The following is a 14,193-nucleotide window of genomic DNA, read 5'->3' as shown; positions in this document are numbered from 1 at the left end:
GTCATTCCTCCAATGCTATTTGCAAAACGTCATCCAAATGTTCTACAGGAATAAACTGCATGGTCTTGCGCACATTATCCGGCAGCTCATCCAGATCCTGCATATTGCGCTTGGGCAGCAGCACGGTTTTAACGCCATAGCGGTAAGCAGCCAGCATTTTTTCCTTAATGCCGCCTACAGGCCACACCTTACCCGACAAAGTGATTTCGCCCGTCATGGCCAGCTTGCCCTTCACCGGCTTGCCCGTTAAGGCGGACACCATAGCCGTGACCATGGTAACGCCTGCGGAAGGCCCGTCCTTAGGTACCGCGCCCTCCGGCAGATGGATATGCAGGTCGGTGTTCTCGCCAAAGGTGTCTGGCAAGCCCAAGGTTTTAGCGCGGCTGCGGATATAGGTATAGCCTGCCTGCGCCGACTCCTTCATCACGTCGCCCAGCTGTCCCGTCAGCGTCAGGTTGCCCTTTCCCTTAAAGGCCAGCACCTCTACCTTCAGCAGCTCACCGCCGACGCTGGTCCAAGCCAGACCGTTGCAGACGCCTACTGAGGACTCCAAGCTGATATCATCGTCCATATACAGCACCTTACCCAAGTATTTTTCCAAATTCTTTTCCGTTACCTGGGCAGATTTGCCCCGCCCCTTCACAATGTGGTAAGCTATCTTGCGGCACACCGCAGCCAGCTTGCGCTCCAAATTGCGCACGCCGGCCTCCCGCGTATAATCGTGAATAACGCGGCGGATAGCCTTCTCGCTGACCTTGACCTTATATTTATCCAGACCGTTCAGTTTAATTTCCTTCGGCAGCAGATGCAGCTGGGCAATTTTCACCTTTTCCTCGTCCGTATAGCTGCTAAGCTGGATAATCTCCATGCGGTCCAGCAGCGCCGGAGGAATTGTTTCCACCGTATTGGCAGTTACAATCCAGAAAACATGGGATAAATCGAAGGGGAACTCGATAAAATGGTCGCTGAAAGCGTTGTTCTGCTCCGGGTCCAGCACCTCCAACAGCGCGGAGGCCGGGTCGCCGCGAAAATCGGCAGCCATTTTGTCCACCTCGTCCAGCAAAAAGACGGGGTTCATGCAGCCAGCAGTCTGCATACCGTGAATAATACGGCCCGGCATGGAGCCGATATAGGTACGGCGATGGCCACGAATTTCAGCCTCGTCGCGAATGCCGCCCAAAGACACGCGGGTAAATTTGCGGTCGATGGCACGGGCCACACTGTAGGCCAGGCTGGTTTTGCCCACGCCGGGCGGACCTACAAGGCACAGAATAGGCCCGCGGGAAGCAGGCGCCAGGGCGCGCACCGCCAAATATTCCATGATGCGCTCCTTAACCTTTTTCAAGCCGTAATGATCGCTGTCCAAAGTTTTCTGCGCCCGCTGCAAATCAAAATTATCCTCGGTAAATTTGCCCCAGGGCAGCGACAGCAGCGCGTCGATATAGCTGCGGATAACGGCTCCGTCAGGCGTCATCGGCGGCATTTTAATCAGGCGGTTGAATTCCTTGTCCAGCTTGGCCGCCACATCCTCCGGCAGCTCCAGCTCCGCCACCCGCTTGCGGTATTCGGCAATTTCGCTCTGCACGTCCTCGGCCTCGCCCAGCTCCTTGCTGATGGCCTTAATCTGCTCCCGCAGATAATATTCCTTCTGATTCTGCTCCACCTGAGCGTGTACCTGCTGGGAAATACTTTTAGCCACGTCGGCAATTTCCTGCTCGCGGGTCAGCAGCTCGTACAGATAACGCAGGCGTTCATTGACGGCAGGCGTTTCCAGCACCCGCTCCTTTTCCTCCAGTGAAACCGGCAGATAGCCGGTAATCATATCGGCCACGCGCCCTGTATCGGGCTGACCCCTGAAGGCCTGCACCACCTCGGCGTTAATTTTTTTCGTCAGCAGCACCCAATTTTCAAAGGCATCCAGCAGCAAACGGCGCAGCGCTTCAGCCTCCGCAGCGTTGCCAGCCGCGCTGGGCACAAACTCGCCCTGGCCGACAAAATAATCGCTGCCGTCCTGATGCACCTCCGTTACGTCGGTCAAGCGCACGCGCTCCAAGCCCTCCACCAGCAGCCGCATAGCTCCGCTGGGCAGGTTCAGCTGCTGCTTGATTTCCGCCAGAACGCCCCAGCCATGCAAATCGGCCGTGCTGATATCGGTACGGGCAGCGTCCTTCTGCGCCGCCAGCAAAATTTTTTTATCCGTATCCAAAGCCGCCTTCACGGCAGCCATGGATTTATCGCGGCCCACGTCCACATTGACCAGCATTCCCGGCAAAATCACCAGGCCGCGTAATGGCAAAAGAGGCTTAGTCAATAAATTTTCAGCCATCTAATCCCTCCTCACGTCCGCCGGTCCAAGCCGGCGCTTTACTCTAACAAAATCTATCTCATAGAAAATAAGGGAGAAGGCGCTTTACCTTCCCCCTACATTTTTTAATTACTTACTCCACAAGCATTTGCGGCTCGCAATGCTCACGCACAGTGGCTTCGGTAACAATGCATTTTTTTACATCATCACGGGAAGGAACATCATACATCACATTGCGCATAATGGACTCGATAATAGCGCGCAGTCCGCGAGCGCCGGCATTGCGCTTTAAAGCCTCTTCGGCAATAGCCTCCAAAGCCGCAGGCTCAAACTCCAGCTCTACGCCGTCCATCGCCAGAAAACGCTGGTACTGCTTAACCAACGCGTTGCGCGGTTCCGTCAAAATCTTAACCAACGCCGCCTTGTCCAAGGAATTCAGCGTTACCACAACCGGCAGACGGCCGGCAAATTCAGGAATAATGCCAAACTTCATAATATCCTCCGGCAATACCTGGCTAAAGGATTCGTTGCTATTGAGTTCTTCCTTTTTGCGGATATCCGCGCCAAAGCCCAAATTCTTTTTGCCGACGCGGGCGTTGATAATATGCTCCAGACCGGCAAAAGCGCCACCGCAGATGAACAGAATATTGGTGGTGTCGATATTGATAAACTCCTGATGCGGATGCTTGCGCCCGCCCTTAGGCGGCACGCTGGCCACGGTACCCTCTAAAATTTTCAGCAAAGCCTGCTGTACGCCTTCACCAGAAACGTCGCGAGTAATGGAAACATTTTCAGACTTACGGGAAATCTTATCAATCTCATCGATGTAGACAATGCCGCGCTGAGCAGCCTCCACATCATAATCGGCATTGCTGATAAGCTTGAGCAGAATATTTTCCACATCCTCGCCTACATAACCAGCCTCGGTTAAGGTAGTAGCGTCGGCCATGGCGAAGGGCACCTGCAAAATCTTGGCCAAGGTCTGCGCCAGCAGCGTTTTGCCGCTGCCAGTGGGGCCAAGCATCAGGATATTGGACTTTTGCAGCTCCACATCCCGTTCTTCCGACGGGTTCTGCAATTCGTAATTAATGCGCTTATAGTGATTGTAAACGGCTACGGACAAAGTCTTTTTCGCCTCGTCCTGACCGATTACATATTCGTCTAAAATAGCCTTTATTTCTTTCGGCTTAGGCAAATCGCCCACTTCGGCCACGCTGGCAGACGCAGCCTGCTGGTTATCCTCGTCAAGCATATCTTTGCAGAATTCGATACACTCGTCGCAGATATACACCCCGCGACCGGCAATCAGCCTGCGCACCTGCCCCTCGCGCTTGCCGCAGAAGGAACAGCACAGCTCCTTGCCGTGATCATCGTCAAAACTCATTTTGGAAATCTCCTTGGTATCTTATTCAGCCGACCTGCTGCGGGTAACGACCTCGTCGATCAAGCCGTATTCCTTAGCCTCTCTGCTGGTTAAGTAATGGTCGCGTTCCGTATCGGCGGCAATCTTTTCCACAGTCTGACCAGTGTGCTTGGACAACACTTGGTTCATTTCCTCGCGGATTCGCAGAATCTCACGGGCGTGGATTTCGATTTCCGTCGCCTGACCCTGAGCGCCGCCCAAGGGCTGGTGGATCATTACTCTGGAATAGGGCAGAGCGAAGCGCTTGCCGGGCGCACCGGCAGCCAGCAGCACGGAAGCCATGCTGGCGGCCATACCCATGCAGATAGTGGAAACGTCGGGCTTGATGTACTGCATCGTATCGTAAATAGCCATACCGGCGCTGACGCTGCCGCCAGGACTATTGATATACAAATGAATATCCTTGTCAGGATCTTCCGACTCTAGGAACAATAATTGAGCGATGACAACATTGGCCATATTGTCATCAATAGGGCCAGTCACGAAAACGATTCTATCCTTCAAAAGGCGGGAATATATATCGTAGGACCGTTCGCCACGGCTGGATTGTTCAACAACGATAGGCACGTAATTCATTTTGTCACACCCCTTTACTGTACAACTCTAACGGCAGCTTATTTTGCGCTGTCGATAACTACGCGGGCTGCTTTGCGGCGCAGAATGTTGGCCAGCAGCAGGCCCATGGTGCCGTTGCTCTTAATAATTTTCTTAACTTCGTCCACGGAAGCGCCGTGCTGTGCGGAAATAGCGGCAATTTCTGCGTCCACGTCGGCCATGTCAACCTGAATGTTTTCAGCCTTAGCGATAGCGTCCAGAACCAGATCGGTCTTGACGTTTTCTTCAGCAACAGGGCGTTGGTTTTCGCGGATCTTGTCCATATCCAGACCGGTGTACTGCATGTACATATCCATGGTCATCTTACGGCTTTCCAGGCTCATTTTCATTTCTTCAACCATTTGGCTGATGCGATCCTCGATCATAATAGGAGGAACGGTAAATTTAGCGTTAGCCACAGCCATGTCGATCAAAGCATGCTCGTAAGCAACCTTGGCGTTTTCCTCAGCAGCCTTCTGCATACGCTCCTTATAGTTAGTGCGCAGCTCTTCTACAGTTTTGAAATCGCTGTTAGCAGCAACATATTCGTCGGTCAGCTCAGGCAGCTCTTTAATTTTTACGTCCTGAATATTAACCTTGAACACAGCTTCCTTGCCAGCCAGCTCTTTTACGAAATATTCTTCGGGGAAGGTTACCTCTACGTCGGTGGAATCGCCCTTGGACAGGCCTACCAGCTGATCCTCAAAACCGGGGATGAAGGAATTGGAGCCAACCTCCAGAGGATAGCCCTTACCCTCGCCGCCGCTGAAGGGTTCGCCGCCAACGGTGCCGGCAAAATCGATAATAGCGAAATCACCTTTTTCAATAACGTGACCTTCTTCTGCAACTACCATTTTAGCGTTGCGGTTGCGCAGATCGTTCATTTGCGCTTCTACCTGCTCGTCGGTAACGGCAGCTTCTTCTTTATCTACATGCAGGCCCTTGTATTCGCCCAGCTCCGGCTCCGGCTTCAAAGTTACTTTAATAGTCAGCTCCATATCCTTGCCTTCTTCAAAGGTGGAAGCTTCTACCTTGGGGTCTTCAACAGGAATCAGGCGCTCCTGCTCCAAAGCGTCGCTATAGGCCTTGTTAGCTACGATTTCAAAAGCTTCCTGCTTAACTGCTTCCTTACCGTAATGCATTTCGATAATGGCGCGGGGTGCTTTACCTTTACGGAAGCCGGGAATATTTACGCTGTTGGCAATTTTTTGCACAGCCTTTTTAAAACCTGCGTTAACGTCAGCCGCAGGAGCGGTAATTTTTAAGGTTGCCTCGTTTTCTACTCTTTCAACAGTAACATTCATTGAATAAAATCCTCCCTTAAATTTATGTGGGTAAAAATATTATAATCGGATTAAGCTGCCAGCTTTCCTAATACATAAAATATGCTGACACAAATCGCTCATAATATCATATCACAACAGGCGCGTCTTGACAATACTAAAAAGCCCGGCAGACGCTGTCTGTCGGGCAAATTTTTAAATGGAGCGGAAAACGAGATTCGAACTCGCGACCCCCTCCTTGGCAAGGAGGTGCTCTACCACTGAGCTATTTCCGCATCAGCAACGAATATAAGTATAAAGCATCGCTGCGCGTTTGTCAACACCTTTTTAGAATTTTTTTAACGAATCACAAGCCGCCGTTCACGCAGCCTAGCAGCAAACTCCTCAGCAGGAATAACCCGTCCTGCCCGCACATCGTCCAGACCTCTTTGTACTTTAGTATACAGTTCACTGCGGGCAGCCAGCTCCTCATATGCCTCTATGCTCATTACGGCAAGATCGCCTTTGCCATTTTTAGTAATGAATACGGGCTCGTTATATTCATGGCAAAATTTGGAAATATCATTATAGCTATTGCGCAAATCTGCGCTGGAATGAATTTTCGGCATACGCCTACCTCCTAACATTTATTTCATAACAATATTATACATAAATTTTGTTATACAGACAAGTTTTAACGCGCAGGAAGCGTGAGGAAATTCTACAAATATACAAAAAGGACGCCAAACGGCGTCCTTTTATTTACGGCTTTATGTACAGCAAAGCCTAAGCCTTCTGATAATACTCCTGAATAATCTCCATCAGGAAGTCTGCGCCGCGCTCGCCCATGAACGGCAGGTGACTGGCGATTAACGCTCCCTCCAGGAAAGGCGCGCTGATGCGCAGCTTAGTATTACTGCTGTCGCACTGCAGCAGAGCGATATCATCGCCCATTACCAGCGTGCGCTGCAAGGGACGCAGCTGTGCCAGCCAGTCCTTCTCGTTTTCATAATGCACAACGCCTTCTGCCGGATCAGCCACATTTTTCAGCGAATGAGCGCAGATCTTTTGCTCTACGGCTATGCCTGCTTCCGCCAGGAAGGCGCTGATGCCCACGACAGTATCGTACTCGCCCCTGACTGCCGCACGCGGCTGCAGATTGCCTCCGCGCATCATACGCATCATGCCCAGCATCCCAAGGCCCTTTTCCTTCATGTTAATGCGCATCATTACCATGGGGTCGGGCACAGCGCCGACTGTCTCGCCAACCTGCTGCAAAAAGTGCAAAGTTCCCTGATAGCCATAGGGTACAGCGTAAACGTAGGGCGTGCCGAACTGCTCCTGCAAAAGCTGCGCCGCAGCCAAGCCCTCGCAGCTGATAACGATATTCACAGCCGCAGCTCCCATCTCCGCAATTTCATCCACCGACGTATTGCAGCACAGGCAGGCAATACGCGACATGCCAAAGCTTTCCTTGAGCAGGCTGTCTATTTCCCAGATATCGGAGGAAATACGGTAATGCCAAGCGGAAGCACCAATAATATTATAGGTCAGCGGACGCTTGGACACCCCCTTCTTCGGCAGATTGCGCACCAACAGCTTATAAGCCTCGCTGGTACCAACGCTGTAGTCGCCCAAGAAACCGCCCTGCTCGAAGGCCACCAGCTTAGCCTTAACCTCCTGCTGCATATAGCGGCAGACGCCCTTAATATCCGTGCCGATAACAGCCGTTACCGAGGAGGCTACTACGAAAATCACCTGGGGCTCGTAATTTTTATCCAGCTCTATTAAGGATTCCTCCAAGCGCGTAACGTCGCCCATAACCACATCGTCCTCGCTCATGTGCGTGGTAAATAAACGGTTCTGGAAGCGAATGCCCAGGCCGCCGTACAAGCCCATGCTATAGTGAGTAGTGCCGGCCGGACCGTATTCCAAAACAATGCTGCCCTGTACATTGAGCAGGCTCCAAATAATGCCCATTCTGTCGGAAGGGACAGGTAAATATCTTACTAAGCTCACAGTCCTGCCTCCTTTCTGTATACCTTGCCCTTAGCCAAAGTTTCCTGCAGCACCTGCAGCAGGAAGCGCTGCACCTCAAAGCCCAGCATAGCTCCTGCGCCGTCGCTGTGAACTACGGCAATGCCCTTTGCCCGCAGGCGGTCGTCAAATTCATGCCCCAAATACAGATAAGGATGCAGTACATCGTAAACATATTGCAGCGGCGCGATATTGGCGGCCTTGCAGACATAGGGGTCGGTAAAGCGCAGGATATCGGCCACATCTGGGTTATCCTCGGCAAAATGATTGCTTTGCACAAGCTGGGGCTCCATACCCAGCAGGCATAAATAACGGTTCAGCTCCAAGCAGTCGTAGGGAGTATTGCCGTAAATATAGGGAACGCCCTGCAGCTCGCCCTTAGCGGCTGCTTCCAGCTCCTTGCTCTTACCGTACAGCTCCTGCACCTCCTGAGGCAGAGGCAGCTCCAGATAAGCAAACAGCTTTTGATAGCTTTCCATAATTCTTTCCGGGTCGGCAAATTTATTAAAGTACACATAAGGCGTACCGAAACGTTTTTCCATAGCCTTGGCCAAAGGCAGGGCAATATCATGCACTACGATATTAACCTTGGCTGCGGCAGCCTGCTTAATTTCTTCAACGGTGCAGCCGCTGGGCAGCTGCATGCCAATCTTCACGCCGGATTTTTGCAGCATGGCGTAAAGCTCGGTGGACGAAAAATTACCCATGCGCTGACCCATAACGTTGACGGAGCCGTTGCCGGGAACCTCCTCCATCAAATCCAGGCAGGCGCTGATAGCGCGCTCCAAACCGGGGAAATGGTCCTCGCATTTGAAATGCTCCGTATGCACTGCCATAACGGGAATATGATACTGGGCGCTTAATTCTTCGGCAATGGAATCGTAATCGTCGCCGATAACCTCGATAACGCAGGTCGTAACCAGCATAACGCATTCCGGCTTGTATTCCTCCATCATTTCCTTGAAGGCGCGGTGCATCATCTCGCTGCTGCCGAAGGTAACGTCGTGGCTGTCCAAAACCACGGAAACGCAGCGTCCGCCTACGCCGCCGAAATTGTCGTTAATCGTCAGGCTCTTAGTATAATAGCTGCACTCATCCGTACCGACGATAACCAGCAAACAGCCCTTAATGCCGCCGGCGGCCATCGCCGCGCCCATCAGCGGGCAGTGAGTGCCGGGGAACAGCGCTTTCGTCAGCTGGGGCACGTCCTTAATTGTAGCCACCTGGCTCAAACGCTTGAGCTTGCCTAAAAGCTCGTTGCCGTCCATGCCCTTAGCCAAAGGCGGCATGCCCATCTTCTGCGCCATCTTCATCATTTCGTTTTTGCCGCCGCTCTTGGTCATCATTTTCATCATGGACGCCATATCCGGCATGGGCTCGCCCTTAGCGCGCTTAGCCTTTACTGCTGCAATAGCGCTTTCGGGCATACCCATTTTACGCGCCATCGCCCACATTGCATCTTCTTTTAAGCCCATTGTTTCCTCCTATTATTCTACATCCTCGCTTAAAGACAGCACCTTGTCCGCCAATTCCTGGTATACCTTGACCATGTGGGAATCGGGCACAAACTGGCTTACGGTGCCGCCCTGATTTTCCGCCAGCTGAATATCGCCGCTGCGTGGCACATACTGCACCACTTCCGTTTCAATTTCAGCGGCAGCCTTATCCACCAGCGCTCTTTCGTCCTCGATATTTTTCGCGTTCAGAATAATACCGCGCAGACGGGCATAGCCGCGGCGGCCAAAATTCTTGATCGCCTGAGCGATATTGCTGGCTGCATACAATGCCATCATTTCGCCGGAGGACACTATAAATACTTCGCGGGCATAGCCGCCGCGGATAGGCATAGCAAAGCCGCCGCAAACCACGTCGCCCAATACGTCGTAAATTACTACGTCCGGCTTATAAACATCAAAAGCGCGCAGCTCCTCCAGCTTTTCAAAAGCGGAAATAATACCGCGTCCGGCGCAGCCGATACCGGGAGTGGGGCCGCCTGCTTCCACGCACAGCACGCCGCCGAAGCCGGTAAAGACGATATCCTCCAGCTTCAGCTCCTCGCCCTTGGCCTTCAGCTGCTCCAGCACAGTGGGAATACGCTTGCCTTCCATCAGGTTTTTGGTGCTGTCGGACTTGGGGTCGCAGCCTATCTGCATAACCTTATAGCCCTTCAAAGCCAGCGCCGCCGACAGATTGGACGTAGTTGTGGATTTACCAATGCCACCCTTACCATAGATTGCAATTTTTCTCATGTGTTTTTCTCCTTGACTTTAATTTATATTTTATTGATGATATAGCTCATAATAAGCGCCCTGCTTAGCCAACAGCTCCGCCTGCGTGCCGCATTCCACCATGCGCCCGTCCTTGAGCACCACAATTTTATCGGCACGGCTGACGGTGGAAAGACGGTGGGCGATAATCAGCGTCGTTCTGCCTGCGGCCAGCTTATCCAGCTCCCGCTGAATCTGCTTTTCCGTTTTATTATCCAAGGCCGAAGTGGCCTCATCCAAAACGACGATGGGCGGATTTTTCAAAAATACTCTGGCGATAGCAATGCGCTGTTTTTGACCGCCGCTTAATTTTACGCCGCGTTCGCCAATTTCCGTCATGTATTTATCCGGCAGCCCTTCAATAAATTCGTCCGCTGCCGCTGCCTTCGCCGCCGCTTCTATCTGCGCGTCGCTGGCGTCCGGGTCAGCGTAAGCGATATTATATTTTACGGAATCAGAAAACAAAAATACGTCCTGCTGCACCAAGCCGATTTGCCGGCGCAAGGATTTCTGCGTATAATCGGCAATATCCACATCGTCCAACAGCACCCGTCCCTGCCTGGGCTCGTAAAAGCGCAGCAAAAGATTAGCAATCGTCGTTTTGCCTGCTCCCGTAGCGCCTACAAAGGCCACGGTTTCGCCCGGCTCGATAGTCAGATTAAGGTTTTTAATAACCTCCCGGCCCTCGCCGTAGCCAAAGGTAAGGTTTTCAAAAACTATCCGGCCGCGAATATTTTTACACTCTATCGCGTTAGGACGGTCGGTAATTTCCTCCGGCTGGCGCATAATCTCGTAAAAGCGCTGAAAGCCCGCCATGCCGCGCTGGTACAGTTCCGTAAAAGCCAACAGGCGCATCAGCGGCTTAATAAAAATACCAACGTATAAGAAGAAAGCCACCAAATCGCTGAGCAGCATTTCTCCCCGGCTGATGAGCAGCGTGCCGCCAACCAAGATAGCCACGTTGATAAAATTCGTAAAAAAGCTCATGCTGCTGATGAAATAAGCGCGCACCTTAAACGAAGCCTTGCGCACGGCCACGTAAGCGTCCGCCTTCTGCATAAAGCCGGACAGACTTTCTTCTTCCGCCGCAAAGGCCTTTACCAAACGGATACCGCTCAGGCTTTCCTCTGCCCGCGCCGTCATTTCGCCCTGCTTCACCCTGTTGGCAAAATACGCAGCCTTCATCCTGCCGTTGAGATAAATAGTATGTACCGTCTTGCCTAACAATAACACCGTTACCAAAACGCCCAGATACAAATTCATCCACATCAGGATAACCATAGTGCCCAGCATACTTAACAGGCAAACGATAACGTCCGCCGGGGCGCGAAAGGCCAGCTCGCCTATCTCTCCCAAATCGCCCGTGATGCGGGAAAGCAGCTGCCCCGTTTTTGCGCTGTCAAAAAAACGGAAGGACATATTCTGAATATGGCTGAATAAATCGCGGCGCATATCGTTTTCCATGCGCGCGCTCATCAAATAGCCCCAATAGGAAAAAACATATTGCAGCAGCAAATTGCCAATATACAAGCCGCACAGCAATGCAGCCAGACGCATTACCTGCGCCACATTGTTCTGCGGCAGCTCCACATTCAGTATCTGACGCACCAGAGCGGGAAACAGCAGCTCCATTGCCGCAGCCACCAGCGAGCCAAAGACAATGCCTGCCACAGCTGCCTTATAGGGCTTGTAATATTTAAAAAATGTTTTGAGCATAGCTAACCGCCTTTTACCTCCAAATTTTTGCCCGGCTTAGCAAGCAACGCAGAGCCGCGCACCGGCGCTACAGCTCCTTAAAGGCCAGCACCGGCTTGCTGCGTCCCGGAACGCGGATAATATCGCATTCCACATTATAGACCTCCCGCAGCATTTTCGAAGTAATAACCTCGTCGGGAGTGCCCTCGCTGTATTTGCGTCCATTCTTAATAACGATAATTTTATCGCTGACCTCCAGAGCCTGGCTTAAATCGTGCAGCACCATCACTACGCCGATACCGGCTTCCTGGTTCAGCTTTTTCACCAGGCGCATGGTTTCCTGCTGATGAGCAATATCCAAATAGGTAGTAGGCTCGTCCAAAAACAAAATTTCCGGCTGCTGCGCCAGCACCGTTGCAATCCACACTCTTTGCGCTTCGCCGCCGCTGCACCCGTTAATGGATTTATTGCGCAGCTCCCAGGTGCCCGTAGCCTTTAAAGCCCATTCCACTATTTTATCGTCCTCGGCCTTGTTTTTTTCGTACCACTTTTGATAAGGTACGCGGCCATAGCCAACTAAATCCTTAACCTTAAAGTCCGGAGGAGCACTGTGCTTTTGCGGCAGCACGCCAATATAACGGGCCAAGGTTTTAGCTTCAATTTTTTTGATTTCTTCGCCGTTAAGATAAACTGCGCCCTTGGTATATTTCAGCAGGCGCGTCAAAGCCTTCAGCACCGTAGATTTGCCGCTGCCGTTAGGGCCGATGATAGTAGTGATTTCGCCCTTGCAGACTGTTATATCAAATTCGGGGACGATGACGCAGCCTTCATAGCCTATTTCCAGCTTCGTTCCTTTAACTTCCACTTACTCTGCCCTTCTTTCTCAGCATATACAGGAAAAACGGTCCGCCGGTAGCCGCCATAACGATGCCGACAGGAATTTCCATGCCGCTGATCAGCGTGCGTCCCAGGGTGTCGGCCGCCAGCAGCAGCACCGCGCCCAGCAGCGTGCTGACAGGCAGCAGCGCTTTATAGTCCGAGCCCACCATCATGCGGGCGATATGGGGCACTACCAAGCCGATAAAGCCTATCATACCGGCCACAGCCACAGTAGAGGCCGCCAAAAAAGCGCCCACAGCCGACAAAAACACCCGCACCCAGCTGACGTTAATACCCAGACTGGTAGCCATTTCGTCGCCCAGCTGCAAAATATTGGCGCTTTTAATGCAGCACAGGCCTAAAATAATGCCCACGCTGGAATAAGCGGTAATAACGTAAATCTGCTGCCAGTTGCAGCCGGAAAGGCTGCCGTTCATAAAGGCCAGCACATTAGCCAGATTATCGGAATTAAGCATCTGTAAAAAAGCGTTGTACGCGCCCAATACCGTGTTGATGGCCACGCCGGATAAAATTATTCTTACCGGGTCCACGCCGTCGTGCCAGGCCATAACGTAAATCAGCACGCAGGCCAGCGCCGCCAGCACGACGACAAGCACCAGCGCCAGCACCACCCAGCCCAGCGCCGTGCCGACGCTCATCATCACGCTGCCCGTCTCGGTCATCGTCACGCCCATGCTGCCCAGCACGGTGCGGAACACCGGCATGACCTTGAGAATCAGCACCAGCAGAATCAGCACCATCATCACCGCCAGCACCAGCGGATACGTCACCGCGCTGCGGACGGCCTGACGAATCCGGCTTTCCCGCTCGTAGTAGACGGAAAGCCCCCGCATCACGTCCTCCAGATGGCCCGTTCGCTCGCCCACGCCGCACATCTCCACCAGATAGGTCGGGAAAGCGTGCGCGCTCTCCAGCGCGTCGCGCAGAGAGCCGGTCTGCGTCAGCGTCTCGCTGACGCCGCGATACAGCGCCGCGTGCGCGTCGTCTTCATACGTCTTTTCAAGCGCCTCCATGCCCGCGTAAAGCGGCATGCCCGCCCCCAGCATCAGGGCGATTTCCGAGCAGAAGCTGCTCAGCTCGATGGGCGTCAGGCCGTGATCCTTGCTTGCCATGATGTGCATCCTTTCCTTTCGAATTCGAATCGAACATTCGAAATTTCGCGCTTTCCCGCTCGGTTTTCCGCGGCCGCCGCGCTCAATAATACCGCTCCGTGGTGTAGGTCTGCCCGCTCTCGATGGCGCTCAGCTCGAGCGTCGGGTCGTAGAGCACCTCCTCGCCGTCGATGACGACGCTGTTCCATGCGTGGTACATCTTTCCGGCATAGCCGACCATCAGCTTCGTCGGCACGCCCTGCACGCGCAGCATGCAGGCCGCCAGCGCCGCCAGATCCTGACAGATTCCCATTTTCTTTTCATAGCAGCCGTCGATGTCCGGCAGGGTGCCGCCCGCAACCGTCGCCGCCTTCACATAATCATACATGTAATTGGCCTTGATGTAGCCGCGAATCGTTTCAAAGATCTCCCGATCGTCCGTCATGCCCTCGCAAAGCGCGTAGGAGGTCTTGACGGCCTCGGTATCCTGCGTATAATGGACGTATTGGTTCGGCCCGAGGAACGGCGCGTAGGGGTCGTCCAGCTTGACGCTCACCGTCACCTTGCCCTCCGCGGCGTATTTTTTGCCGGAGACGTTTTCAAACAGCTCCACCGTGTA

The 14,193-nt window shown here is 52.9% G+C and carries 12 protein-coding genes and 1 tRNA gene; all 13 read right to left on the bottom strand.

The window, feature by feature from the left end; all coding sequences use genetic code 11:
- Nucleotide 1 precedes the first annotated feature (1 nt).
- A complete protein-coding gene (gene lon, locus QZ105_RS02590) occupies nt 2-2,326 on the bottom strand; it encodes an endopeptidase La (protein WP_293728291.1) in 2,325 nt (774 codons plus the stop codon).
- A 112-nt stretch (nt 2,327-2,438) separates the two neighbouring features.
- A complete protein-coding gene (gene clpX / locus QZ105_RS02585) occupies nt 2,439-3,689 on the bottom strand; it encodes an ATP-dependent Clp protease ATP-binding subunit ClpX (protein ID WP_293728290.1) in 1,251 nt (416 codons plus the stop codon).
- Between the two features lie 21 nt (nt 3,690-3,710).
- Nucleotides 3,711-4,304 (bottom strand): ATP-dependent Clp endopeptidase proteolytic subunit ClpP, encoded by a 594-nt coding sequence (clpP, locus tag QZ105_RS02580; RefSeq protein WP_293728289.1) that lies wholly within the window; start codon nt 4,302-4,304, stop codon nt 3,711-3,713.
- A 38-nt stretch (nt 4,305-4,342) separates the two neighbouring features.
- Nucleotides 4,343-5,626: a trigger factor gene (gene tig, locus QZ105_RS02575; RefSeq protein WP_293728288.1), complete on the bottom strand. Its 1,284-nt coding sequence runs from the start codon at nt 5,624-5,626 to the stop codon at nt 4,343-4,345.
- Between the two features lie 179 nt (nt 5,627-5,805).
- A tRNA-Gly gene (locus QZ105_RS02570) sits at nt 5,806-5,880 on the bottom strand.
- A 63-nt stretch (nt 5,881-5,943) separates the two neighbouring features.
- Nucleotides 5,944-6,213, bottom strand: coding sequence for a type II toxin-antitoxin system prevent-host-death family antitoxin (locus QZ105_RS02565; protein WP_293728287.1), 270 nt, complete (start codon nt 6,211-6,213; stop codon nt 5,944-5,946).
- A 157-nt stretch (nt 6,214-6,370) separates the two neighbouring features.
- Nucleotides 6,371-7,603 (bottom strand): nitrogenase component 1, encoded by a 1,233-nt coding sequence (locus QZ105_RS02560; RefSeq protein WP_293728286.1) that lies wholly within the window; start codon nt 7,601-7,603, stop codon nt 6,371-6,373.
- Nucleotides 7,600-9,096 carry a nitrogenase component 1 gene (locus QZ105_RS02555; protein ID WP_293728285.1) on the bottom strand — a complete coding sequence of 499 codons (1,497 nt, stop codon included), beginning with the start codon at nt 9,094-9,096 and terminating at the stop codon, nt 7,600-7,602. Before QZ105_RS02555 ends, QZ105_RS02560 begins: the two co-directional genes overlap by 4 nt.
- A 12-nt stretch (nt 9,097-9,108) precedes the next feature.
- The gene (locus tag QZ105_RS02550) at nt 9,109-9,870 is read right to left on the bottom strand and encodes a nitrogenase iron protein NifH (protein ID WP_293728284.1); all 762 of its coding nucleotides are present in this window, start codon (nt 9,868-9,870) and stop codon (nt 9,109-9,111) included.
- A 30-nt stretch (nt 9,871-9,900) separates the two neighbouring features.
- Complete coding sequence (locus QZ105_RS02545; RefSeq protein WP_293728283.1) at nt 9,901-11,604, bottom strand: ABC transporter ATP-binding protein; 1,704 nt, start codon at nt 11,602-11,604, stop codon at nt 9,901-9,903.
- A gap of 67 nt (nt 11,605-11,671) precedes the next feature.
- A complete protein-coding gene (locus QZ105_RS02540; RefSeq protein ID WP_293728282.1) occupies nt 11,672-12,448 on the bottom strand; it encodes an ABC transporter ATP-binding protein in 777 nt (258 codons plus the stop codon).
- A complete protein-coding gene (locus tag QZ105_RS02535; RefSeq protein ID WP_293728281.1) occupies nt 12,438-13,595 on the bottom strand; it encodes an iron chelate uptake ABC transporter family permease subunit in 1,158 nt (385 codons plus the stop codon). The genes QZ105_RS02540 and QZ105_RS02535 overlap by 11 nt, the downstream gene beginning before the upstream one ends.
- Before the next feature lie 82 nt (nt 13,596-13,677).
- Nucleotides 13,678-14,193, bottom strand: a 516-nt coding sequence (locus QZ105_RS02530) for a transglutaminase domain-containing protein (protein WP_293728280.1), incomplete at its 5' end; no start/stop codon positions are given.

This window comes from uncultured Phascolarctobacterium sp. (assembly GCF_905212365.1).
GTDB lineage: Bacteria > Bacillota > Negativicutes > Acidaminococcales > Acidaminococcaceae > Phascolarctobacterium_A.
Note: the sequence above shows the minus strand (reverse complement) of the source record. Positions and strands in the feature narration are given on the sequence as shown.

What these genes read in the sequence shown, in the direction of transcription:
- QZ105_RS02535 (WP_293728281.1), bottom strand. Translation starts at nt 13,595, where the DNA reads ATGGCAAGCAAGGATCACGGCCTGACGCCCATCGAGCTGAGCAGCTTC.
- QZ105_RS02565 (WP_293728287.1), bottom strand. Translation starts at nt 6,213, where the DNA reads ATGCCGAAAATTCATTCCAGCGCAGATTTGCGCAATAGCTATAATGAT.
- clpP (WP_293728289.1), bottom strand. Translation starts at nt 4,304, where the DNA reads ATGAATTACGTGCCTATCGTTGTTGAACAATCCAGCCGTGGCGAACGG.
- QZ105_RS02555 (WP_293728285.1), bottom strand. Translation starts at nt 9,096, where the DNA reads ATGGGCTTAAAAGAAGATGCAATGTGGGCGATGGCGCGTAAAATGGGT.
- tig (WP_293728288.1), bottom strand. Translation starts at nt 5,626, where the DNA reads ATGAATGTTACTGTTGAAAGAGTAGAAAACGAGGCAACCTTAAAAATT.
- QZ105_RS02550 (WP_293728284.1), bottom strand. Translation starts at nt 9,870, where the DNA reads ATGAGAAAAATTGCAATCTATGGTAAGGGTGGCATTGGTAAATCCACA.
- lon (WP_293728291.1), bottom strand. Translation starts at nt 2,326, where the DNA reads ATGGCTGAAAATTTATTGACTAAGCCTCTTTTGCCATTACGCGGCCTG.
- clpX (WP_293728290.1), bottom strand. Translation starts at nt 3,689, where the DNA reads ATGAGTTTTGACGATGATCACGGCAAGGAGCTGTGCTGTTCCTTCTGC.
- QZ105_RS02545 (WP_293728283.1), bottom strand. Translation starts at nt 11,604, where the DNA reads ATGCTCAAAACATTTTTTAAATATTACAAGCCCTATAAGGCAGCTGTG.